This window comes from Solitalea agri, from assembly GCF_023914155.1.
In the GTDB taxonomy this organism is placed as follows: domain Bacteria; phylum Bacteroidota; class Bacteroidia; order Sphingobacteriales; family Sphingobacteriaceae; genus Solitalea; species Solitalea agri.
Map to the genome: position 1 here is coordinate 36,564 of NZ_JAMWYS010000001.1, position 18,239 is coordinate 54,802.

General features: G+C 38.1%; 16 protein-coding genes. All 16 read left to right on the forward strand.

The genetic code is table 11. The features are described 5' to 3' along the window. The first annotated feature begins 103 nt into the window (after positions 1–103). Positions 104–1,063 (forward strand): NADH-quinone oxidoreductase subunit G, encoded by a 960-nt coding sequence (locus NF867_RS00170; RefSeq protein WP_252585413.1) that lies wholly within the window; start codon positions 104–106, stop codon positions 1,061–1,063. A gap of 79 nt (positions 1,064–1,142) precedes the next feature. Beyond that, positions 1,143–2,216, forward strand: a complete 1,074-nt coding sequence (gene nuoH, locus NF867_RS00175; protein WP_252585414.1) for an NADH-quinone oxidoreductase subunit NuoH — start codon at positions 1,143–1,145, stop codon at positions 2,214–2,216. Between the two features lie 52 nt (positions 2,217–2,268). Then, a complete protein-coding gene (locus tag NF867_RS00180; protein ID WP_252585415.1) occupies positions 2,269–2,766 on the forward strand; it encodes a NuoI/complex I 23 kDa subunit family protein in 498 nt (165 codons plus the stop codon). A 30-nt stretch (positions 2,767–2,796) separates the two neighbouring features. Continuing rightward, on the forward strand, positions 2,797–3,300 hold the full coding sequence (locus NF867_RS00185) for an NADH-quinone oxidoreductase subunit J family protein (protein ID WP_252585416.1): 504 nt from the start codon (positions 2,797–2,799) through the stop codon (positions 3,298–3,300). A gap of 4 nt (positions 3,301–3,304) precedes the next feature. Continuing rightward, positions 3,305–3,634 carry an NADH-quinone oxidoreductase subunit NuoK gene (gene nuoK, locus NF867_RS00190; RefSeq protein WP_252585417.1) on the forward strand — a complete coding sequence of 110 codons (330 nt, stop codon included), beginning with the start codon at positions 3,305–3,307 and terminating at the stop codon, positions 3,632–3,634. Between the two features lie 61 nt (positions 3,635–3,695). Beyond that, positions 3,696–5,621, forward strand: a complete 1,926-nt coding sequence (gene nuoL, locus NF867_RS00195; RefSeq protein ID WP_252585418.1) for an NADH-quinone oxidoreductase subunit L — start codon at positions 3,696–3,698, stop codon at positions 5,619–5,621. A 6-nt stretch (positions 5,622–5,627) separates the two neighbouring features. After that, complete coding sequence (locus tag NF867_RS00200; protein WP_252585419.1) at positions 5,628–7,094, forward strand: complex I subunit 4 family protein; 1,467 nt, start codon at positions 5,628–5,630, stop codon at positions 7,092–7,094. 75 nt (positions 7,095–7,169) lie between these two features. After that, positions 7,170–8,537 carry an NADH-quinone oxidoreductase subunit N gene (locus NF867_RS00205; protein ID WP_252585420.1) on the forward strand — a complete coding sequence of 456 codons (1,368 nt, stop codon included), beginning with the start codon at positions 7,170–7,172 and terminating at the stop codon, positions 8,535–8,537. Between the two features lie 50 nt (positions 8,538–8,587). Beyond that, positions 8,588–9,259 carry a DedA family protein gene (locus NF867_RS00210; protein WP_252585421.1) on the forward strand — a complete coding sequence of 224 codons (672 nt, stop codon included), beginning with the start codon at positions 8,588–8,590 and terminating at the stop codon, positions 9,257–9,259. Positions 9,260–9,288: 29 nt separating this feature from the next. Continuing rightward, positions 9,289–9,831: an inorganic diphosphatase gene (locus NF867_RS00215; protein ID WP_252585423.1), complete on the forward strand. Its 543-nt coding sequence runs from the start codon at positions 9,289–9,291 to the stop codon at positions 9,829–9,831. A 5-nt stretch (positions 9,832–9,836) separates the two neighbouring features. Further along, positions 9,837–11,177: a hemolysin family protein gene (locus NF867_RS00220; RefSeq protein ID WP_252585425.1), complete on the forward strand. Its 1,341-nt coding sequence runs from the start codon at positions 9,837–9,839 to the stop codon at positions 11,175–11,177. A gap of 30 nt (positions 11,178–11,207) precedes the next feature. After that, positions 11,208–11,909 carry a 16S rRNA (uracil(1498)-N(3))-methyltransferase gene (locus tag NF867_RS00225; RefSeq protein ID WP_252585427.1) on the forward strand — a complete coding sequence of 234 codons (702 nt, stop codon included), beginning with the start codon at positions 11,208–11,210 and terminating at the stop codon, positions 11,907–11,909. A gap of 75 nt (positions 11,910–11,984) precedes the next feature. Then, positions 11,985–12,713, forward strand: coding sequence for a DUF4159 domain-containing protein (locus NF867_RS00230; protein WP_252585429.1), 729 nt, complete (start codon positions 11,985–11,987; stop codon positions 12,711–12,713). A gap of 54 nt (positions 12,714–12,767) precedes the next feature. Then, on the forward strand, positions 12,768–13,271 hold the full coding sequence (locus NF867_RS18280; RefSeq protein ID WP_256471337.1) for an acyl-CoA carboxylase biotin carboxyl carrier protein subunit: 504 nt from the start codon (positions 12,768–12,770) through the stop codon (positions 13,269–13,271). 470 nt (positions 13,272–13,741) lie between these two features. After that, positions 13,742–16,705, forward strand: coding sequence for a SusC/RagA family TonB-linked outer membrane protein (locus NF867_RS00240; RefSeq protein ID WP_252585431.1), 2,964 nt, complete (start codon positions 13,742–13,744; stop codon positions 16,703–16,705). Between the two features lie 22 nt (positions 16,706–16,727). Next, positions 16,728–18,122, forward strand: a complete 1,395-nt coding sequence (locus NF867_RS00245) for a RagB/SusD family nutrient uptake outer membrane protein (RefSeq protein WP_252585432.1) — start codon at positions 16,728–16,730, stop codon at positions 18,120–18,122. Positions 18,123–18,239 lie beyond the last annotated feature (117 nt).

Consider the following 18,239-nt stretch of genomic DNA (forward strand, 5'->3'; position numbering starts at 1 on the left):
TCTGATGAGAAAAATAAATAATTAAGAGAGTTGTATGTGATTCGAGACTAAATTACTATAAGTCTCAAGTCTCATTTCTCAAATCTCACTTCTAACAAAGACTATGTCTGAAAAGGTAAAAGTAACAATAGATAACATTGAGATTGAGGTTGATCCCGGAACAACCATCCTTAATGCCGCGCGCATGATAGGAGGGGATATTGTTCCTCCTGCAATGTGTTACTACAGCAAGTTGAAAGGCAGTGGCGGTAAATGCCGTACTTGTTTGGTAAAGGTTTCTCAAGGTTCTGCTAAAGATCCACGTCCAATGCCAAAACTGGTAGCTTCTTGTCGTACAACTGTAATGGACGGAATGGTGGTGCAAAACATTACTTCTCCTGAAGTTATTGAGGCTCGTAAAGGAGTTGTTGAGTTCTTGCTTATTAATCATCCGTTAGATTGCCCTGTTTGTGATCAGGCTGGAGAGTGCCATTTGCAGGATCTTTCTTTTGAACACGGTAAAGATCAAAGCCGCTACGAATTCAAGCGACGTACGTTTGAAATGGTCGACATAGGCGACAAGATCAAATTGCATATGAACCGTTGTATTTTATGCTATCGTTGCGTGTTTACGGCTGATCAGATTACTGATAATCGTGTTCATGGTATATTGGGTCGTGGAGATGCTTCAGAGATCGGCACATATATTTCAAAAGCTATCGATAATGATTTTTCAGGAAACGTAATCGATGTTTGTCCGGTTGGGGCATTAACAGATAAAACCTTCCGTTTTAAGAATCGTGTATGGTTTACTAAGCCTGTTAACGCTCATTGCGATTGCGAGAAATGTTCTGGTAAAGTAACCTTATGGTATAAAGGTGAAGAAGTGATTCGCGTTACTGGTCGTAAAGACCAATATGGTGAGTTGGAGGAATTTATCTGTAATACTTGTCGTTTTGACAAAAAGAAAACCAGCGACTGGACAATTGAAGGCCCGACCAAAGTCGATCGTCGTTCAGTTGTTTCTTCAAACCATTACGACGAGAAGGAATTATTGCCAGTTATCGATAGAAAGATTTTTTAACAGAACACGAATTGTGCGAGCATTAATTAATGATTTATGTGCTTCGCTTTAATTCGACTGAATTCGTGATAAAAGAAAAATGGAATCAGCATTAATAATAGAGAAATTCATATTGATAACAGTTGTGTTAGTGGTTAGCCTTGTGGTTGCCATGTACATGACTTTGGTTGAACGCAAGTTTGCGGGTTTCTTCCAGGATCGTTTGGGTCCTAACCGTGCAGGACCTTTTGGTATTCTACAACCACTGGCCGATGGGGTTAAATTGTTTACCAAAGAAGAAATTCTTCCGGCAAATGCAAACAAGTTGCTGTTCATTATGGGGCCTTCATTGGCCATGTTTACTGCAACAATAAGCTCAGCAGTGATTCCTTGGGGACGCGACCTCGTATTTGGAGATAAGGTGATCTCTTTGCAGGTTACTGATATTAACGTTGGCCTTTTATACATCTTTGGAGTAGTTTCATTGGGTGTATATGGAATGATGATAGGGGGCTGGGCTTCTAACAACAAATACTCATTAATGGGTACTATTCGTGCCGCCTCTCAAAGTATTAGTTATGAGATTGCCATGGGTATGGCCATTATTGCTTTATTGATGGTGACTGGAACTTTAAGCATGCGCGGTATTGTTGACGGTCAGGCTTCTACATTATACGGTCTTAAAGGAACTGAAGGTTTAGGATGGAATGTGTTCTACCAGCCTGTTGCATTCCTGATCTACCTTATCTGTATGTTCGCTGAGTGTAACCGTACTCCATTCGATTTACCTGAGTGTGAATCAGAATTGGTTGCGGGTTACCACACAGAGCACTCAAGTATGAAATTAGGTTTTTACTTGTTTGCTGAATATATCAACATGTTTGTTTCATCAGCAGTGATCTCAGCCTTGTTCTTTGGAGGATATAACTTCCCGGGACAAGAGGCTTTAGTCAATGCGGGAGTAGCGTCAAACGTTATTACAATTTTAGGCCTGTTGGCTTTCTTCCTTAAAATAGGTTTCTTCCTGTTCTTCTTTGTTTGGGTGCGATGGACAATCCCACGCTTCCGCTACGATCAACTTATGCGCTTAGGCTGGAATATGTTAGTGCCTCTGGCAATTGCTAACATCGGAATTACAGGTATAGTAATGTATTTAACAGGACATATTAACTAATTAAACCACCTCATTTGATCGGTGTCGATTAGATGTGAGTACAAAAGATAAAATGGAATCATTAACCAATAGAAAAAAAGTAGTTGAGCAAAAGCCAATGACCTTTGCAGAGAGGATGTATTTGCCTGCTATTTTCCAGGGGTTGACAATTACACTTAAGCACTTTTTCAAGAAAAAGGCGACGATTCAGTATCCTGATGTAAAGCGCGAATTCTCTGTCAACTTTAGAGGTATTCATTCGTTAAAACGTGATGATGAAGGTCGTGAGCGTTGTACTGCCTGTGGTTTGTGTGCATTGTCATGCCCGGCTGAAGCAATTACAATGGTAGCAGCTGAGCGTAAACCAGGAGAAGAAGGCTTATACCGTGAAGAAAAATATGCAGCTACTTACGAGATCAATATGTTGCGTTGTATTTTCTGTGGTTTTTGTGAAGAAGCTTGTCCTAAAGAGGCTATCTATTTAGATGGAGACATTCCTCCGGCAAGTTTCGACCGTGAAAATTTTGTATATGGTAAGGACAAATTAGTTGAACCTATCCATAAAAAATAACTATTTGATTAAATTCGCGGCGTTTTTATCATGACAGTAACTCAATCATTATTTTATTTTCTGGCATTTGTAGCCATCTTCAGTTCACTACTTGTTGTACTGGCTAAGAATCCCATCCATAGTGTTTTATATCTGATTTTAACATTCTTCACCCTTACAGGAGAGTACATTCTTTTGAATGCTCAATTTGTGGGTATTGTGAACATCATCGTATATGCAGGAGCAATAATGGTACTTTTCCTATTTGTTATCATGTTGCTTAACCTTAACGTTCAAACCGAACCTCAAAAGACTAATCTGATTAAATTCATTGGTATTATAACCGGAGGTATCGGTTTAGTTGTTTTAACAGGTTCATTAAAAGCTTCTGATCCTTCAAACCTGGTGGTAATTCAGAATGTAGACATGGGCTTGGTAAAGAACCTTGGTAAAGTTTTATTCAAAGACTTCCTTTTACCGTTTGAAATTGTATCTATTCTATTCCTTTCGGCAATGGTAGGCGCAGTTTTGCTTGCCAGAAAGGAGACAAAATAAGTATATGGAAAATATAACGAATGCCATTACATTGGTTCCGCTTAATCATTACATTCTATTAAGCTCAATTATTTTCTTTATAGGAATTATTGGAGTAATAACCCGAAGAAATGCCATTGTCGTTTTCATGTCAATCGAGTTGATGCTGAATGCAGTAAACTTGCTATTGACGGCTTTCTCTGCCTACAGAGGTGACGCCGCTGGACAAGTCTTCGTGTTCTTTATTATGGCAGTAGCAGCAGCCGAAGTTGCGGTTGGTCTGGCCATTATCGTAATGATCTACAGGAACAACAATTCAATTGATATTGACCTGTTAAATAAATTAAAAAATTAATACAAAAGATGTGTTGATGATTATTCATCTCACTGAATAAATACGCAAACTGAACTAAGAAATGACGGAACAATTAGCCTGGCTGATACCTGTACTTCCCTTAATTGGTTTCCTGATCAATGGATTGGGATATAAGAAAAATCCGAAAGGTTTAGTTGGCCTTGTTGGCTGTGCGAGTGTTTTAGGATCGTTTATCCTGAGCATTCTGGTGTTTTTTGATATCAAAGCAAATGGTGCAAAAACCATCGATCTTTATGAGTGGATTTCTGTAGGAACATTAAAGATACCTTTCTCGTTCCTTATTGATCAGTTAACATCTATTATGTTATTGATTATTACCGGAGTTGGATTTTTGATTCACGTATATTCTACTGGTTATATGCATGATGACGAGGGCTACGGTAAATACTTTGCCTACCTGAATCTGTTCGTATTCTTTATGTTATTGCTTGTTTTAGGCTCTAACTATGTGATCATGTTTATTGGTTGGGAAGGTGTTGGTTTATGTTCGTACTTACTCATTGGTTTTTGGTTTAAGAAAACAGAATATGCTAACGCTGCAAAGAAAGCTTTTGTGATGAACCGTATCGGAGACTTGGGTTTCCTGATTGGAATTTTCATGTTGTTTTCAACCTTTGGAAGCATCAGTTATGCTGATATATTTCCGCAGGCACAGGCAATTGGCACACCTGTTTTAACCGCAATCACTTTATTACTGTTTGTTGGAGCGATGGGTAAAAGTGCTCAGCTGCCATTATATACCTGGTTGCCTGATGCAATGGCGGGTCCAACACCTGTTTCGGCACTTATTCACGCAGCTACCATGGTTACCGCTGGTATTTACATGATTGCCCGCTCAAATGTGCTATATGTGTTGTCTCCAATTTCGATGGCTGTGGTAGCAGGTATTGGTTTAGCTACTGCAATTTTCGCTGCTGTTATTGCTTTAACTCAAAATGACATTAAGAAAGTATTGGCTTATTCAACAGTGAGCCAGTTAGGATATATGTTTTTAGGTTTGGGAGTTGGAGCATTCACAGGAGCCTTCTTCCACGTAATGACTCATGCGTTCTTCAAAGCCTTATTATTCTTAGGTGCTGGTAGTGTTATTCACGCTATGGGTGGTGAACAGGACATGCGTCAAATGGGTGGTTTGAAAAAACATTTACCAATTACCTGGTTTACCATGCTGATGGGTACCTTGGCAATTGCCGGTATTCCTCCATTCTCAGGTTTCTTTTCTAAAGATGAGATTTTGGCTCATGCATTTGAAGTAAGTCCTACTATTTGGGTAATAGGAGTATTAGGTGCTTTGCTTACAGCGTTTTATATGTTCCGTATGTTCTTCTTAACATTCAATGGTAAATTCAGAGGAACTGAAGCACAGCATCATCATTTACACGAGTCACCTGTGTCAATGACTTTTCCGCTTATTGTTCTGGCAATTCTTTCGGTTGTAGGAGGCTTTGTTGGGGTTCCTGAAGCAATTGCACACCTGTTTGGTGGACATGGAGAATCACACCTTCTTAATGAATTTTTGTCACCGGTATTCAGTCAATCTACTACAATTTTAAATGCTGCTCATCATGGCCATTTATCGCATGAAACGGAGTACGCTTTAATGGGAGCTTCTGTTTTAGGTGTTCTAATTTCAATTTTCTACGCATATACAGTTTATGTTAGAAAGGAAACTGTTCCCGCTGCAGAAACGGCCCGCCGAGTTGGTTTAGAGAAAGCATCTTACAATAAATTCTATATCGACGAGATTTACAATGCAGTATTTACTCGTCCTCTTGATAATCTGTCTCAGCTTTTCTACAGGATTCTCGATAAATCAATTATCGATGGAATTGTAAATGGCTTTGGTCAATTAACGCAATGGAGTGCGGATAAGTTCCGTCGTATTCAAAACGGCTACATCGGAAGTTATATGTTTATGATGGTTGTGGGTATTATTTTAATTCTTGTATTTAACTTTTTGTTTTAGAGAGAGATGATCAATTATATAACAGTATTACTGGTTTTATTCCCTCTTCTTGGTTCGGTAATAGTTGCGTTTACTCGCGGTGAACAAGTAAAGAAAATTGCACTTGGTTTTTCATTGATCGAGTTAGCGATGGCTGTTTTTGCCTGGACTAAGTTTGATTATACGAATCCTGATTCTCAGTTTATTTATAACCAACCATGGATTGAATCATTAGGTATTCACTTCAAAGTAGGTATGGACGGAATTAGCTTCTTGTTGGTTTTATTAACCACAGTATTAGTTCCGTTGATCATTTTGTCTTCATTCCGTAAAGAGTTTCGCAAGCCTCATGCATTATATGCTTTGGTGTTGTTTATGCAAACTGGTTTAATAGGGGTGTTTACTTCGCTCGATGCTTTCTTGTTTTATGTGGCTTGGGAAGCAGCGTTAATTCCAATTTACTTTATTTCGGCAATTTGGGGTGGCGAAGATCGAATTCGAGTTACCTTCAAGTTCTTTGTTTATACGATGTTTGGTAGTTTGTTCATGTTAATAGGCATTATCTACCTGTTCATTCAAACACCTGGGCATAGCTTTGATATTAACCAATTTTATCAAGTTGCTTTAGATAAAGGAACGCAGTCTTGGTTATTCTGGTGTTTCTTCTTAGCCTTTGCTATCAAGATGCCGGTATTCCCTTTCCATACTTGGCAGCCTGATACCTATACCACGGCTCCAACTGTAGGAACTATGTTACTATCAGGTATTATGCTGAAGATGGGTATTTATGGAGTAATCCGTTGGTTGCTACCTGTTTTGCCATTAGGCTTAATGCAATGGGGTCAAACAGCTTTAATTTTATCGATCATTGGTGTTGTTTACGCCTCGATAATAGCCTTTACTCAAAAAGATATTAAACGATTAATTGCCTATTCTTCAATTGCTCACGTTGGACTAATTTCTGCCGGTATCTTCGCTTTGAATGTTCAAGGCATGCAGGGAGCAATGATTCAAATGATCAGCCATGGTATTAATGTGGTTGGTTTATTTTTTGTGATTGAGATCATTTTCGATCGCACAAAAGCTCGTGAAAGCTACTTGTTAGGTGGAATTGCTGCTAAAGCACCTATATTGGCAGCTACCTTCCTGATTATTTTGTTAGGAGCTGTTGCTTTACCATTAACCAACGGGTTTGTTGGAGAGTTCCTGCTTCTAAATAGTATTTATGAGTATGGTGTTTGGTACGCGATTGTTGCAGGATTAACCATTATTTTCGGTGCGGTTTATATGTTACGCATGTACGGAACAGTGATGTTTGGTAAAGAAGGAATGGCCAGTTCAACCTTTGCTGATGTTATTGGTACAGAGAAATTAGTATTGTTTGTAATCTGTGCTATGGTGATTTTCTTCGGATTTAAGCCACAATACCTGCTTCATATCTCAGAGGCTTCAGTAAATAACTTGCTGGAAATTATTAAACTAAAAATGCAATAGTAAATATCTCGTTGGTTAAAGGTTGATCCATAGTATCAGCCGGTTAAATCAAAGTGATTAAAATAATAAGAAAGAATGACATCAATTATCATTATAGCGATTACCGCGATTGTAGTTCTTTACCTTGGTTTATATAAGGTTAAAGGCGCCTTACTACCTGTTTCAGTTTTAGGACTTTTAGGTGCCGAAGCCTCGCTTGTTTGTGGGTGGGATAAGAATATATCTTACTTCAACGAAATGTTGGTATTTAATAATTATGCCATCGCATTCAGTATTTTACTAATTGCCACAACCATTCTTATTTTCTTAATGTCTGGCAATTACTTTGAAAAGATCAGCTCGAATGTAGCTGAATACTATACCATCCTATTGTTTGCCTTAACAGGTGGAATAACAATGGTGTCTTTTCAAAATATGACGATGCTTTTTATTGGAATCGAAATTCTTTCGGTAAGCATGTACATAATGGCGGGTATTAAAAAGAATGATACTAGCTCAAATGAAGCCGCTCTAAAGTATTTCCTAATGGGTTCGTTCGCTACTGGTATTTTGCTTTTTGGTATTGCTTTGATTTATGGTGCAACCGGAAGTTTTAACTTGACTGAAATTGCAGGAAAGGCGTCAGAACAACCGTTTTTGTTCTACACAGGTGTTATTTTTATGCTTATTGCAATGACCTTTAAAGTAGGTGCAGCACCTTTTCATTTCTGGACTCCAGATGTTTATCAAGGTGCCCCTACGTTGGTTACCTCTTATATGTCAACAGTTGTGAAAACAGCTGGATTTGCGGCTTTCTTACGCTTGTTTGGCTCTGCATTTTCATCCGTTCCTCCAATCTGGACTGTAACAATTGCTGCAATGGTAGTTATTACATTATTGATTGGTAACATAACAGCTGCATTTCAACAGAATGTTAAACGGATGTTGGCGTACTCAAGTATTTCCCACGCAGGCTATATGTTAATTGCCATATTGCTGTTGGGACAGGCCTCTCCTAATGCTATTTTAATTTATTCGGTTGCCTATTCTATTGCGTCAGTTGCTTCATTTGGTGTTATAGTTGCCGTTAAGGAGCATAAGGGGTCAGATGATTTATCTGCATTCAATGGCTTAGGTCGAACTAATCCGGTGCTTGCTTTTGTAATGACCGTTGCACTATGTTCATTAGGTGGAATTCCTCTAACTGCCGGATTTTTTGGTAAGTTTTATATTTTCGGTGTAGCCATCGCTGCTAATTACACATGGTTAATTGCTATTGCTGTTCTTATGGCTGCAGTAGGTATTTATTATTACTTTAAGGTGATAATTGCCATGTATTTGCGTGATTCTGAATCAGGAGAGTCAATTCAGTTGAACGGGTCTTATCAATTTGTACTTATCTTTTGTGTTTTAGTTACCATATTGCTTGGTATTGCCCCAAGCTTAATTACAAATATTTTGTAGGTAGCTCGGTAACCATTACATTTATAGTCTAAAGAAGTGCTTTCAAAATCATGCAGGAAATTCTCGAATTTTTCAAACACATTATTGACCCTAACTGGATATTAGCACAACCATTTGCTTTTTGGCTTTTGTTGTTTGTTATTTTCGCGGAAACTGGGCTGTTTATTGGCTTTTTTCTACCAGGTGATTCCCTGCTGTTTATTACAGGGCTGCATTTGGCAGAGTATCCAATGAATGTTTTTAATAATGTTGAAATAGGGGTTGCTGCTGTTACTATTACAGTAATTATAGCCGGGATATTAGGCAACACAGTGGGATATTGGTTTGGATTGAAAGCTGGGCCTTCTTTATTTAAGAAGAAGGATACCTTCTTTTTCAAACAGAAGCATTTACATGCTGCAAAAGAGTTTTATGAGAAACGGGGAGCCGGAATGATTGTTTTAGCTCGCTTCCTGCCTATCATTCGTACTTTTGCTCCTATTGTTGCTGGGATAGTTCAGATGGATTCGAAGAAATTCGTTTTCTATAACATATTGGGATGTATAGGATGGGTAGCGTCAATGGTTTTAGGTGGCTATTTTCTTGGTCAGGCTTTCCCTTGGCTACGAAATCATCTTGAGCTTATTGTAATTGGTCTGGTGGTTATTACTACTACGCCTGTTATTATAGGTTATTTAAAAACCAGGACGAAAGTTAATAGTGGCACTGGCGCTGAGGTTTAATTTAAGTTTTAATTTATATAAAGATAAATATGGGAGTTGATCCGTGGCATTCGGTAGAACCGGGTGATAAGAGTCCGGAGATTGTAAATGCTATTATTGAGATCCCTAAAGGGTCAAAAGCAAAGTACGAAGTTGATAAGAAAACCGGTTTATTAAAATTAGACCGTGTTTTGTTTTCATCAGTTATGTACCCTGCTAACTATGGTTTTATACCACAAACTTATTGTGATGATAATGACCCATTAGATATTTTGGTACTTTGTTCAGAAGAAGTAATTCCTCTTTCTATTATTGAAGCCAAAGTTATTGGGGTAATGCATATGATTGATGGCGATGAACGTGATGACAAGATTATCGCTGTAGCGAATAATGATATGTCTGTAAATCACATTAATGATTTATCAGAATTGCCTCCACATACTGAAAAAGAAATTGCACGTTTCTTTTCGGATTACAAGGCTTTGGAACATAAAGACGTTAAAGTAGAGCATTTTTTAGGCAAGCGTTATGCTTACAAGGTGATTAATGAGGCGTTGGAGCTTTACGATAAAACATTTAGGAATAAGAACTAAACTACATGGCGACAGATCCCGTCACGATATTCGATATAATTCTTATCCTATTTTTGGTATTTCTGAACGGATTTTTCGTTGCAGCTGAGTTTGCAATTGTGAAGGTCCGTTCTTCACAAATAGATCTTAAGGCCAAAGAAGGTAGTGCCCCTGCCAAAATGGCCAAGCACATTATCCGTCATCTCGATGGATATTTAGCGGCAACTCAACTAGGAATAACATTAGCCAGTCTAGGCTTAGGATGGTTTGGTGAAAAAACAATGTCTCAAATAATCATCGGGACATTTAATTTGCTAAACATTCATTTTGCTAATCCTGAACTAGTTAGCCATTCAATTGCTGCTCCTATTGCATTTTCTGTAATAACTATTTTGCATATTGTGTTTGGTGAGCTTGCTCCCAAATCGATGGCAATACAGCGACCAATTGCTATTTCAATAGCTATATCTTATCCGCTTCACTTTTTCTACATCATTGCGCGTCCGGCCATTTGGCTTTTAAATGGCTTTGCAAATCTTGTATTAAAAGCATTTGGAATCGACCCTGCACACAGTCATGAAGCACATAGTTCTGAAGAACTCCAGTTGATTCTTGAACAAGGAAAACAGAGCGGTGCTTTGGAGGAATCTGAGCATGATTTAATTCAGAATGTATTCGACTTTCAGGAGCGAATTGTGAAGAATATCATGATTCCTCGGACTCAAATTGCCGCTATTGATATTAGTATGCCTCCCGATGAAGTGGTGAAGACAGTTGTTCATGAAGGTTATACCCGGTTACCGGTTTATGATAAAACAATAGATAACATTATTGGAATTCTTCATGCAAAGGATGTATTAGCCAAAGTTGCCACTAAGCAGGCTATTGTTTTGAAGGAAATGTTAAGAGATCCTTTGTATACTCCTGAGTCAAAAAAAATAAGCGATCTTCTTACAGAGCTGCGTCAACAGAAGAAACCAATTATGGCTATAGTGCTTGATGAGTTCGGCGGTACAGCCGGAATGGTAACTCTTGAAGACATTGTTGAAGAATTGGTTGGTGAAATTCAGGATGAATATGATGAGGAAGCTCCTGTTGTAGAAGCTGTGGCAGAGAACGAATGGATTGTAAATGCTTCAGCTCCAATTACTGATGTTAATGAGTTTCTTCCGAGTGAATTGCCCGAAGATGATGACTATGATTCAGTAGCAGGGTTAATGAATGTTATTTTTGAACGTATTCCTGATGTTGGTGACAGCATGGATGCATATGGATATAACTTTACAATTCTGAAGAAATCAAACAGAATGGTTGAATCTGTTCGAATTGTAATGCATAGTCAGGAGCCTGGAGAACCACAATTATAGTTGCTGCCTTTCAATTTTAAATCTTCGCTTATGCATTTGTTCTTTACGCCTGATATTTCGGGCGATTTATATCAGTTGAATGAAGAAGAAAGCAAACATTGTATAAGAGTTTTGCGCCTGATCAATGGAGACATTGTTTATCTTATTGACGGAAAGGGTGGATTTTATAAAACAGAAATTATTGATGCGCATCCGAAAAGATGCGCATTAAAAGTTTTGGAGCTAACTGAGCGCTATGGTAAAAGAAACTTTCGCCTACATATTGCGATTGCTCCAACTAAAAGTATTGAACGAATTGAATGGTTTCTGGAGAAAGTAACCGAAATGGGTGTTGATGAAATCACTCCGATTATATGTCAGCGTTCTGAACGTAAGGAAGTGAAGCTCGATCGGTTGAATAAAATTATTGTTTCTGCCATGAAACAAAGCCTCAAAGCCTACCAACCAAAACTCAATGAAAGCATCGATTTTAAACGTTTTATAGTTCAGTCAAACGAAAAAGTTAAATTCATTGCTCACTGTTTAGATGCAGGTAGGAAATCTTTGGGCCAGTCGTACCATAAAGAGACTGATGTTCTTGTTCTAATAGGGCCTGAGGGTGATTTTTCAGAAGATGAAATAACATTGGCCATGAAACACGGTTTCGAACCAATAACCCTTGGAGAAAGTAGGCTTCGAACCGAAACTGCCGGAATAGTAGCCTGTGCTCAGTTGAATTTCATGAATGAATAAGCTAACTTACAACAGTGTGTTATCCTTTTAATGCGGTAAAAGTTTATTACACCACTTTTAATTATTAGAGCCAATATGATGCGAACGAAAACATATTCCCTGCTTAAAAGTTTGAACGGAAATGGTAAGGTCTTTCACTTGATAGCTCACACTTCATTTCTTACACTATTTTTTTTCGCCTTCCTATTTCTTACATCTTTTAATTCTCCTTCATATAAAATAGCACGTTTAAAATATAACGGTGGTGGAGATTGGTATGGTGATCGTACCGCATTGCCAAACCTTGTTAAGTTTTGTAATGATAATATCGGCACGAATTTTTACCCTGACGAGGCAATCGTAGAACCTGGTAGCGCCGAAATTTTCAATTATCCATTCATATTTGTAACCGGTCACGGCAATATTATCTTATCGCAGCAGGAGGCACTAAATCTTCGTAGTTATTTAATTGGTGGAGGCTTTCTGCATATATGCGATAACTATGGGTTCGATAAATTTGTGCGTTTGGAGATGAAGAAAGTTTTCCCAGAACTTGAATTCGTAGAACTCCCTCCTAATCATCCAATATTTAACCAGAAGTTCAAATTTCCTAACGGCTTGCCTAAAGTTCATGAGCATGATGGAAAGAGAGCACAACCTTTTGCCTTGATTTATCAGGGCCGTGTGGTGTGTTTTTACGATTATGAATCTGACTTAGGGAATGGCTGGGAAGATCAGGGTATATATACGAATGACTCGGCGGAAACGCATCAGAAGGCATTGCAAATGGGAGCTAACCTGGTACAATATGCAATGAGCAATTAATTGCAATAAGGGGAATTTTAATTATGTTTGAAGCCTTTATCATTAAACCTTAAGATGTACAAAGCCACTATCAATAAAAAGGAAACACTGTCAATCTCAACTGACAATGGTCGGGTTTTAGTTAATGATCAATTATTGAAAACTGATATTCAGGAACTATCTGCTGATAACTTCTATATTATAAATGACGATGGCAAATCGTATAGTGCTGAAATTTTGGAATTAAACACGGAACAAAAGAGTGTAATTGTTTTGGTTAATGGTACTAAATACGTGGTTGAACTAAAAGACAAGTTTGACGAATTATTACGTAGCCTTGGGATGGATGCTGTAGGTTCACATAAAGTAAACGACTTGAAAGCCCCAATGCCTGGATTGGTTTTAAAGGTTTTAGTTAAGGAGGGGGATGAAATTAAGAAAGACGACGCTTTATTGGTTCTTGAAGCGATGAAGATGGAGAATATTATTAAAGCTCAGGCCGATGGAACTATTAAGGCTATTAAAGTAGGTGAAAGGGATACAGTTGAGAAAAATCAGGTTCTAATTATGTTTAAATAGAAAGTTTTTGATCTAATTAAAACGGTCGGTTTCTTAAATGAAGCCGACCGTTTTTGTTTGGTAAATCTTAAAAGAGTCTCAGTTTTTTGGGTTCTATGAGTTTTTAATGCTATTTTTTTAATGTAATTACTCACTAACAGTGTTAATCCATTTAATAGCGCACCTAATATAAGCGGGAGTATCGTTATTGCTAATTGGATATTCCATTAACTTAAGATTACTATGAATAATACAGACCAAGTTGTATAAAGAATTTTTTTTTCTCGAAAAGAGCTGTGCCGATGAATGTTTTTAGCCTCTGATACTTTTATATAACAATTATGTTATATATTTAATAAAAAATTAATGGAATTAAAATATAACCCTATATTGTATAAACACTAGTTATAGACTGGGATACATCTATTTTTCAAAAACTACTGTTTCGAAAAACATTCATTTAACAGAAGAATAATTCAAAAATTAAATATATGAGGAAAATTGTACTATTAGTATTATTCAATTGCTTTTGCCTGTTTAGTTGGGCACAAGTGAAACAAGTAAGTGGTACTGTTACTTCGAAAGAAGACGGTGCTGCTGTACCAGGAGTAAGTGTGGTAGTAAAGGGAACTTCAAACGGTACTCAAACAGATGGGAATGGAAAGTTTTCGATTAAAGCAGAAGCTTCCGCCATACTGGTTTTTAAGGCAGTAGGTTTTTCGGACCAGGAAATTAAAGTGGGCAGCAGAGATGTTTTAAATGTTTCTCTTCTATCTGATCAGAAACAATTGCAAGAGGTGGTTGTAGTAGGATATGGAACTCAGTTAAAAAGAGATTTAACTGGAGCCATTGGGAAAGTTACCTCGAAAGAATTTAAGGAACAACCATTAAGTTCTTTTGAGAGTGCCTTGCAGGGACGTACTACAGGTGTTTACATTAACTCAGGAAGTGGTAAACTCGGTCAGGCCATGAATATTCGTGTTAGGGGTATCTCCTCTATATCTGCAAGCAACCAGCCTTTGTTTGTTATTGACGGTGTTCCTGTAGTAACTGAAGATTTAGGTTCACAAGGAGAGCCGATGAACCCGATGGCAGACATTAATCCGGATGATATTGAATCGATAGAAGTGCTGAAGGATGCTGCTTCGGCAGCTATCTACGGCTCCAGGGCTTCTAACGGCGTAATTATAGTGTCAACCAAAAAGGGGAAAGTTGGTAAAACAAAAGTTTCTTTTAGCGCTTTTGGAGGTGTAAGTGACGCTACCCATCTCCGTCAATTCTTAAACCCTGCACAATATCGCGAGTTATTTACTGCCGCAGCCGAAAATATGGACTATAATATTGCCGAAGAGTTTGAAGCAGAATCTCGAAGTGATGACTGGAACAAATCATTTGAAACAGATTGGAACAATGCTGCATTTCAAAAAGGCGCAGTTCAGCAATATTCAGCATCAGTAACTGGTGGTGATGCCAAAACTACATTTTTTGTAAGTTCAACCTTAAATGATCAAAAGGGGGTTATTCTCGGCAATAATTTTAAAAGAATGAGCGGCCGTTTAAGTTTGGATCATGGGATTTCTCCAAAAGTGAAAATTGGGACTTCAATTAACCTGGTAAAATCAGTAAACGATCGTGTATCAGCTGACAATGAGTTTTCTAACCCTGTACAGCTAAATGCAATTCCTCCTATTCAGCCAATGTATGCTGAGGATGGGGAATACAATAATGCAACACTATATTATAATAATCTGATTAACCTTGATAATGCTTTGAATACGCAAACCAACTTCAGAACGCTAGGGAATGCTTATTTAAGCTGGAATGTTATTCCTGAATTGACATTCCGTTCGGAGGTAGGTTTGGATTATTTGAACCTTGAGGAAAGTGTTTGGAATGGACGTAAAACATTAGATGGAGGTCCGCAAGGCTTCTCGAGCGATAATCAGGTTCGTTCAAGCAACTGGGTATTCAAGAACAACCTAACTTGGGATAAAACGCTAAGTCAATTCCATAACTTACAAGTATTGGCCGGGTTTGATTACCAGGAGAGCACACTATTAGGGACATCCGTTTCAGGAAAAAACTTTGCAAGTGATACATTCAAAAAAATCCAGAATGCAGCAGTAATTTCGGCTGGTTCAACTAGCGAAACTGGTTATAGCTTTGTTTCTTATATTTTACGTGGTAACTATAAATTTAAGGATCGCTACTTGTTCGGAGCCACTCTTCGTGTCGATGGTTCTTCAAGATTTGGTAGAGATAATCGGTATGGTGCATTCCCATCTATTTCTGCCGGCTGGGTTGCCAGTGAAGAAAACTTCTTAGCAAACAATAATGCAATCAGCTTCTTAAAACTTCGCGCAAGTTATGGTGTAACCGGAAACTCAGAGATAGGCAACTTTGCGTCGCGTTCTTTATATAGTTCTATCTTCTACGCTGATCAATCGGGATTAATTCCTACTACATTGGGTTCTCCTGATTTAGGTTGGGAAAGGACCGCTCAGGGAGATATAGGAATTGATTATGGGTTCTTCAATAATCGTATTTCGGGTGAGATAGATATTTACCAAAAGAAAACTAATGATCTATTGTTGGTATTACCGCTTCCATCCACAAACGGCTATACAGGTATAACCAAAAACATTGGAGATTTAACAAACCGTGGTATTGAGTTCAGCATAAATACTCAAAACTTAATTCATGAATTTAAATGGTCAACCAGCTTTAATATTTCATTTAACCGAAATAAGGTTACTAACATGAATGGAGCTATAATTTCTGGCGGGTCAAGAACTTTAAGTCGTATTGAGGAAGGCCAACCATATGGCATTTTCTACGGAAAAAAATATGCCGGAGTTGATCCGGAGAATGGTGATGCACTTTATATGAATAAAGATGGATCGAAGACCAATGATTACGATGCTGCTGATGAAATGATTTTGGGTAACCCTAATCCTGATTTTACCGGAGGTTTAGGCAACAAGTTCTCTTATCACAATTTTGATTTGGATATTCAAACGCAATTTGTTTCAGGTAACGACCTTTACAATATTGCAGGCTTCTTCCAATCAGTTAATGGTGATTATTTCGACAATCAGACGGTTGATCAAATGAATTATTGGAAAACCCCTGGTCAGATCACCAATATTCCTCAGCCTCGTTTATATGAAGGAAACGGTGCTGGTAAATCATCGCGTTGGGTTGAAGACGGTTCTTATTTACGTTTAAAAGCGGTAACGCTGGGTTATAACATTCCTCTTGCTACCACTAAACGTTTAGGTATTGAAAATCTGAGAATTTATGCTTCGGCCCAAAATTTATTCACTTGGACAAATTACACAGGGTATGATCCGGAAGTGAATGCAAGCTATACAGGTAATGTAAACTTGGGACATGATTTTTATACTCCTCCTCAGGCACGAACTATTATGTTAGGTGTAAATGTAGGTTTTTAATGAGATGCTAAAATTAACACAGATGAGATTAACAATTATAAAAAAATACGGGCTGCTTTTATTCCTTGGTGCCTCATTGGTAGCATGTGATAAGAACTTAAATATAAAACCCAAACAGGGTGTAGATGCTGCTGTAGCCATTGAAACTGCTGAAGATCTTGAAGCGGCACGAATTGGCTGTTACGGAATGTTAGCTAAGGGTTCATTGTATGGGACTAACCTGAATCTAGTACCTGAGCTTTTGGGGTCGGATAGCTATTTAACCTGGCGCGGATCTTTTCAAAGTTACCGTCAGATTGCCAGAAGAAACATGCTTACTGATAATGCAGATGTTCAACGTACCTGGATTGATGCTTATCAAGCGATCGAGTTGGCTAATGTTATTTTGGACAAATATTCAATTGCTACTACTACTGATGAACAAAACAGAGTTAAAGGAACAGCATTAATGGTGCGTGGAATGATGCACTTTGAATTAGTTCGCTTGTATGCTAAACAATATGATGCAGCAACTGCAGCCACAAATGATGGGGTGCCGTTGTCCTTAATTGCGGTATATGATGAAGAAGGAGCAGCCGTACTTCCTCATAGAGAAAAGGTAAACGTCGTGTATAATCAAGTTATTACCGACTTAACAGAAGCAGCATCATTGTTGCCTGAACGAGATTCTTACTACTTTACAAAGTATACTGCTATGGCTATGCTTTCAAGGGTTTATTTGCAAATGGGCGACTATGCTAAAGCTAGAGATGCAGCAAATGAGGTAATCGACAGTGGCAATTACGGACTGAATCCGGTTGTAACAATCGCTTTTAATAACCGCAATTCAAGTGAAAGCATTTTTGAGATTCAACAAAATGATCAGAATAATGCAGGAACTGCCAATGACGGATTAACCACCTTTTATGCAAGTAAGGCAGGAAGTGTTGGAAGAGGGGATGCTCAGGTAAATTCAGCCTTTGCTGATTCTTATGAGGATAATGACACACGTGGTGAAATGAGTTTGATCTATCATGCGGAAGAAGGTTCAGCTAGATCGACCAGTGTTTTATGTACGGGTAAGTTCACTTCTTTTGGTCAAAATATTCCTGTTATTCGTTTAGCTGAAATGTATTTAACTCGTGCTGAGTGTAATCTGCGCTTAGGAACAACTATTGGAGATACTCCTGCAAATGATCTAAACCAAATTCGTAAGCGTGCAGGGGTGACTGATATCGCTAGTCCAACTGTCGATAATGTTTTGCATGAACGACAACTGGAATTTGCTTATGAAGGTCTCCGTATTCACGATATACGCCGCGTTAAAGCAAGTACAGGCGGATATTCATGGGATGATCCAGAATTAGTCCTGCCTATTCCAAAACGTGAAATAGACGCAACTAAAGGTAGTCTAACACAAAATGAAGGCTACTATTAATCAGGTATAACTTTACTTATCAACCCGCCGCTTTATACGATCCGGCGGGTTTTTTTCTTTAGAATCTCTCCTGTCGGTAGTTTTTCTTATTTTTCAACATCAATTATTAAAACTGAA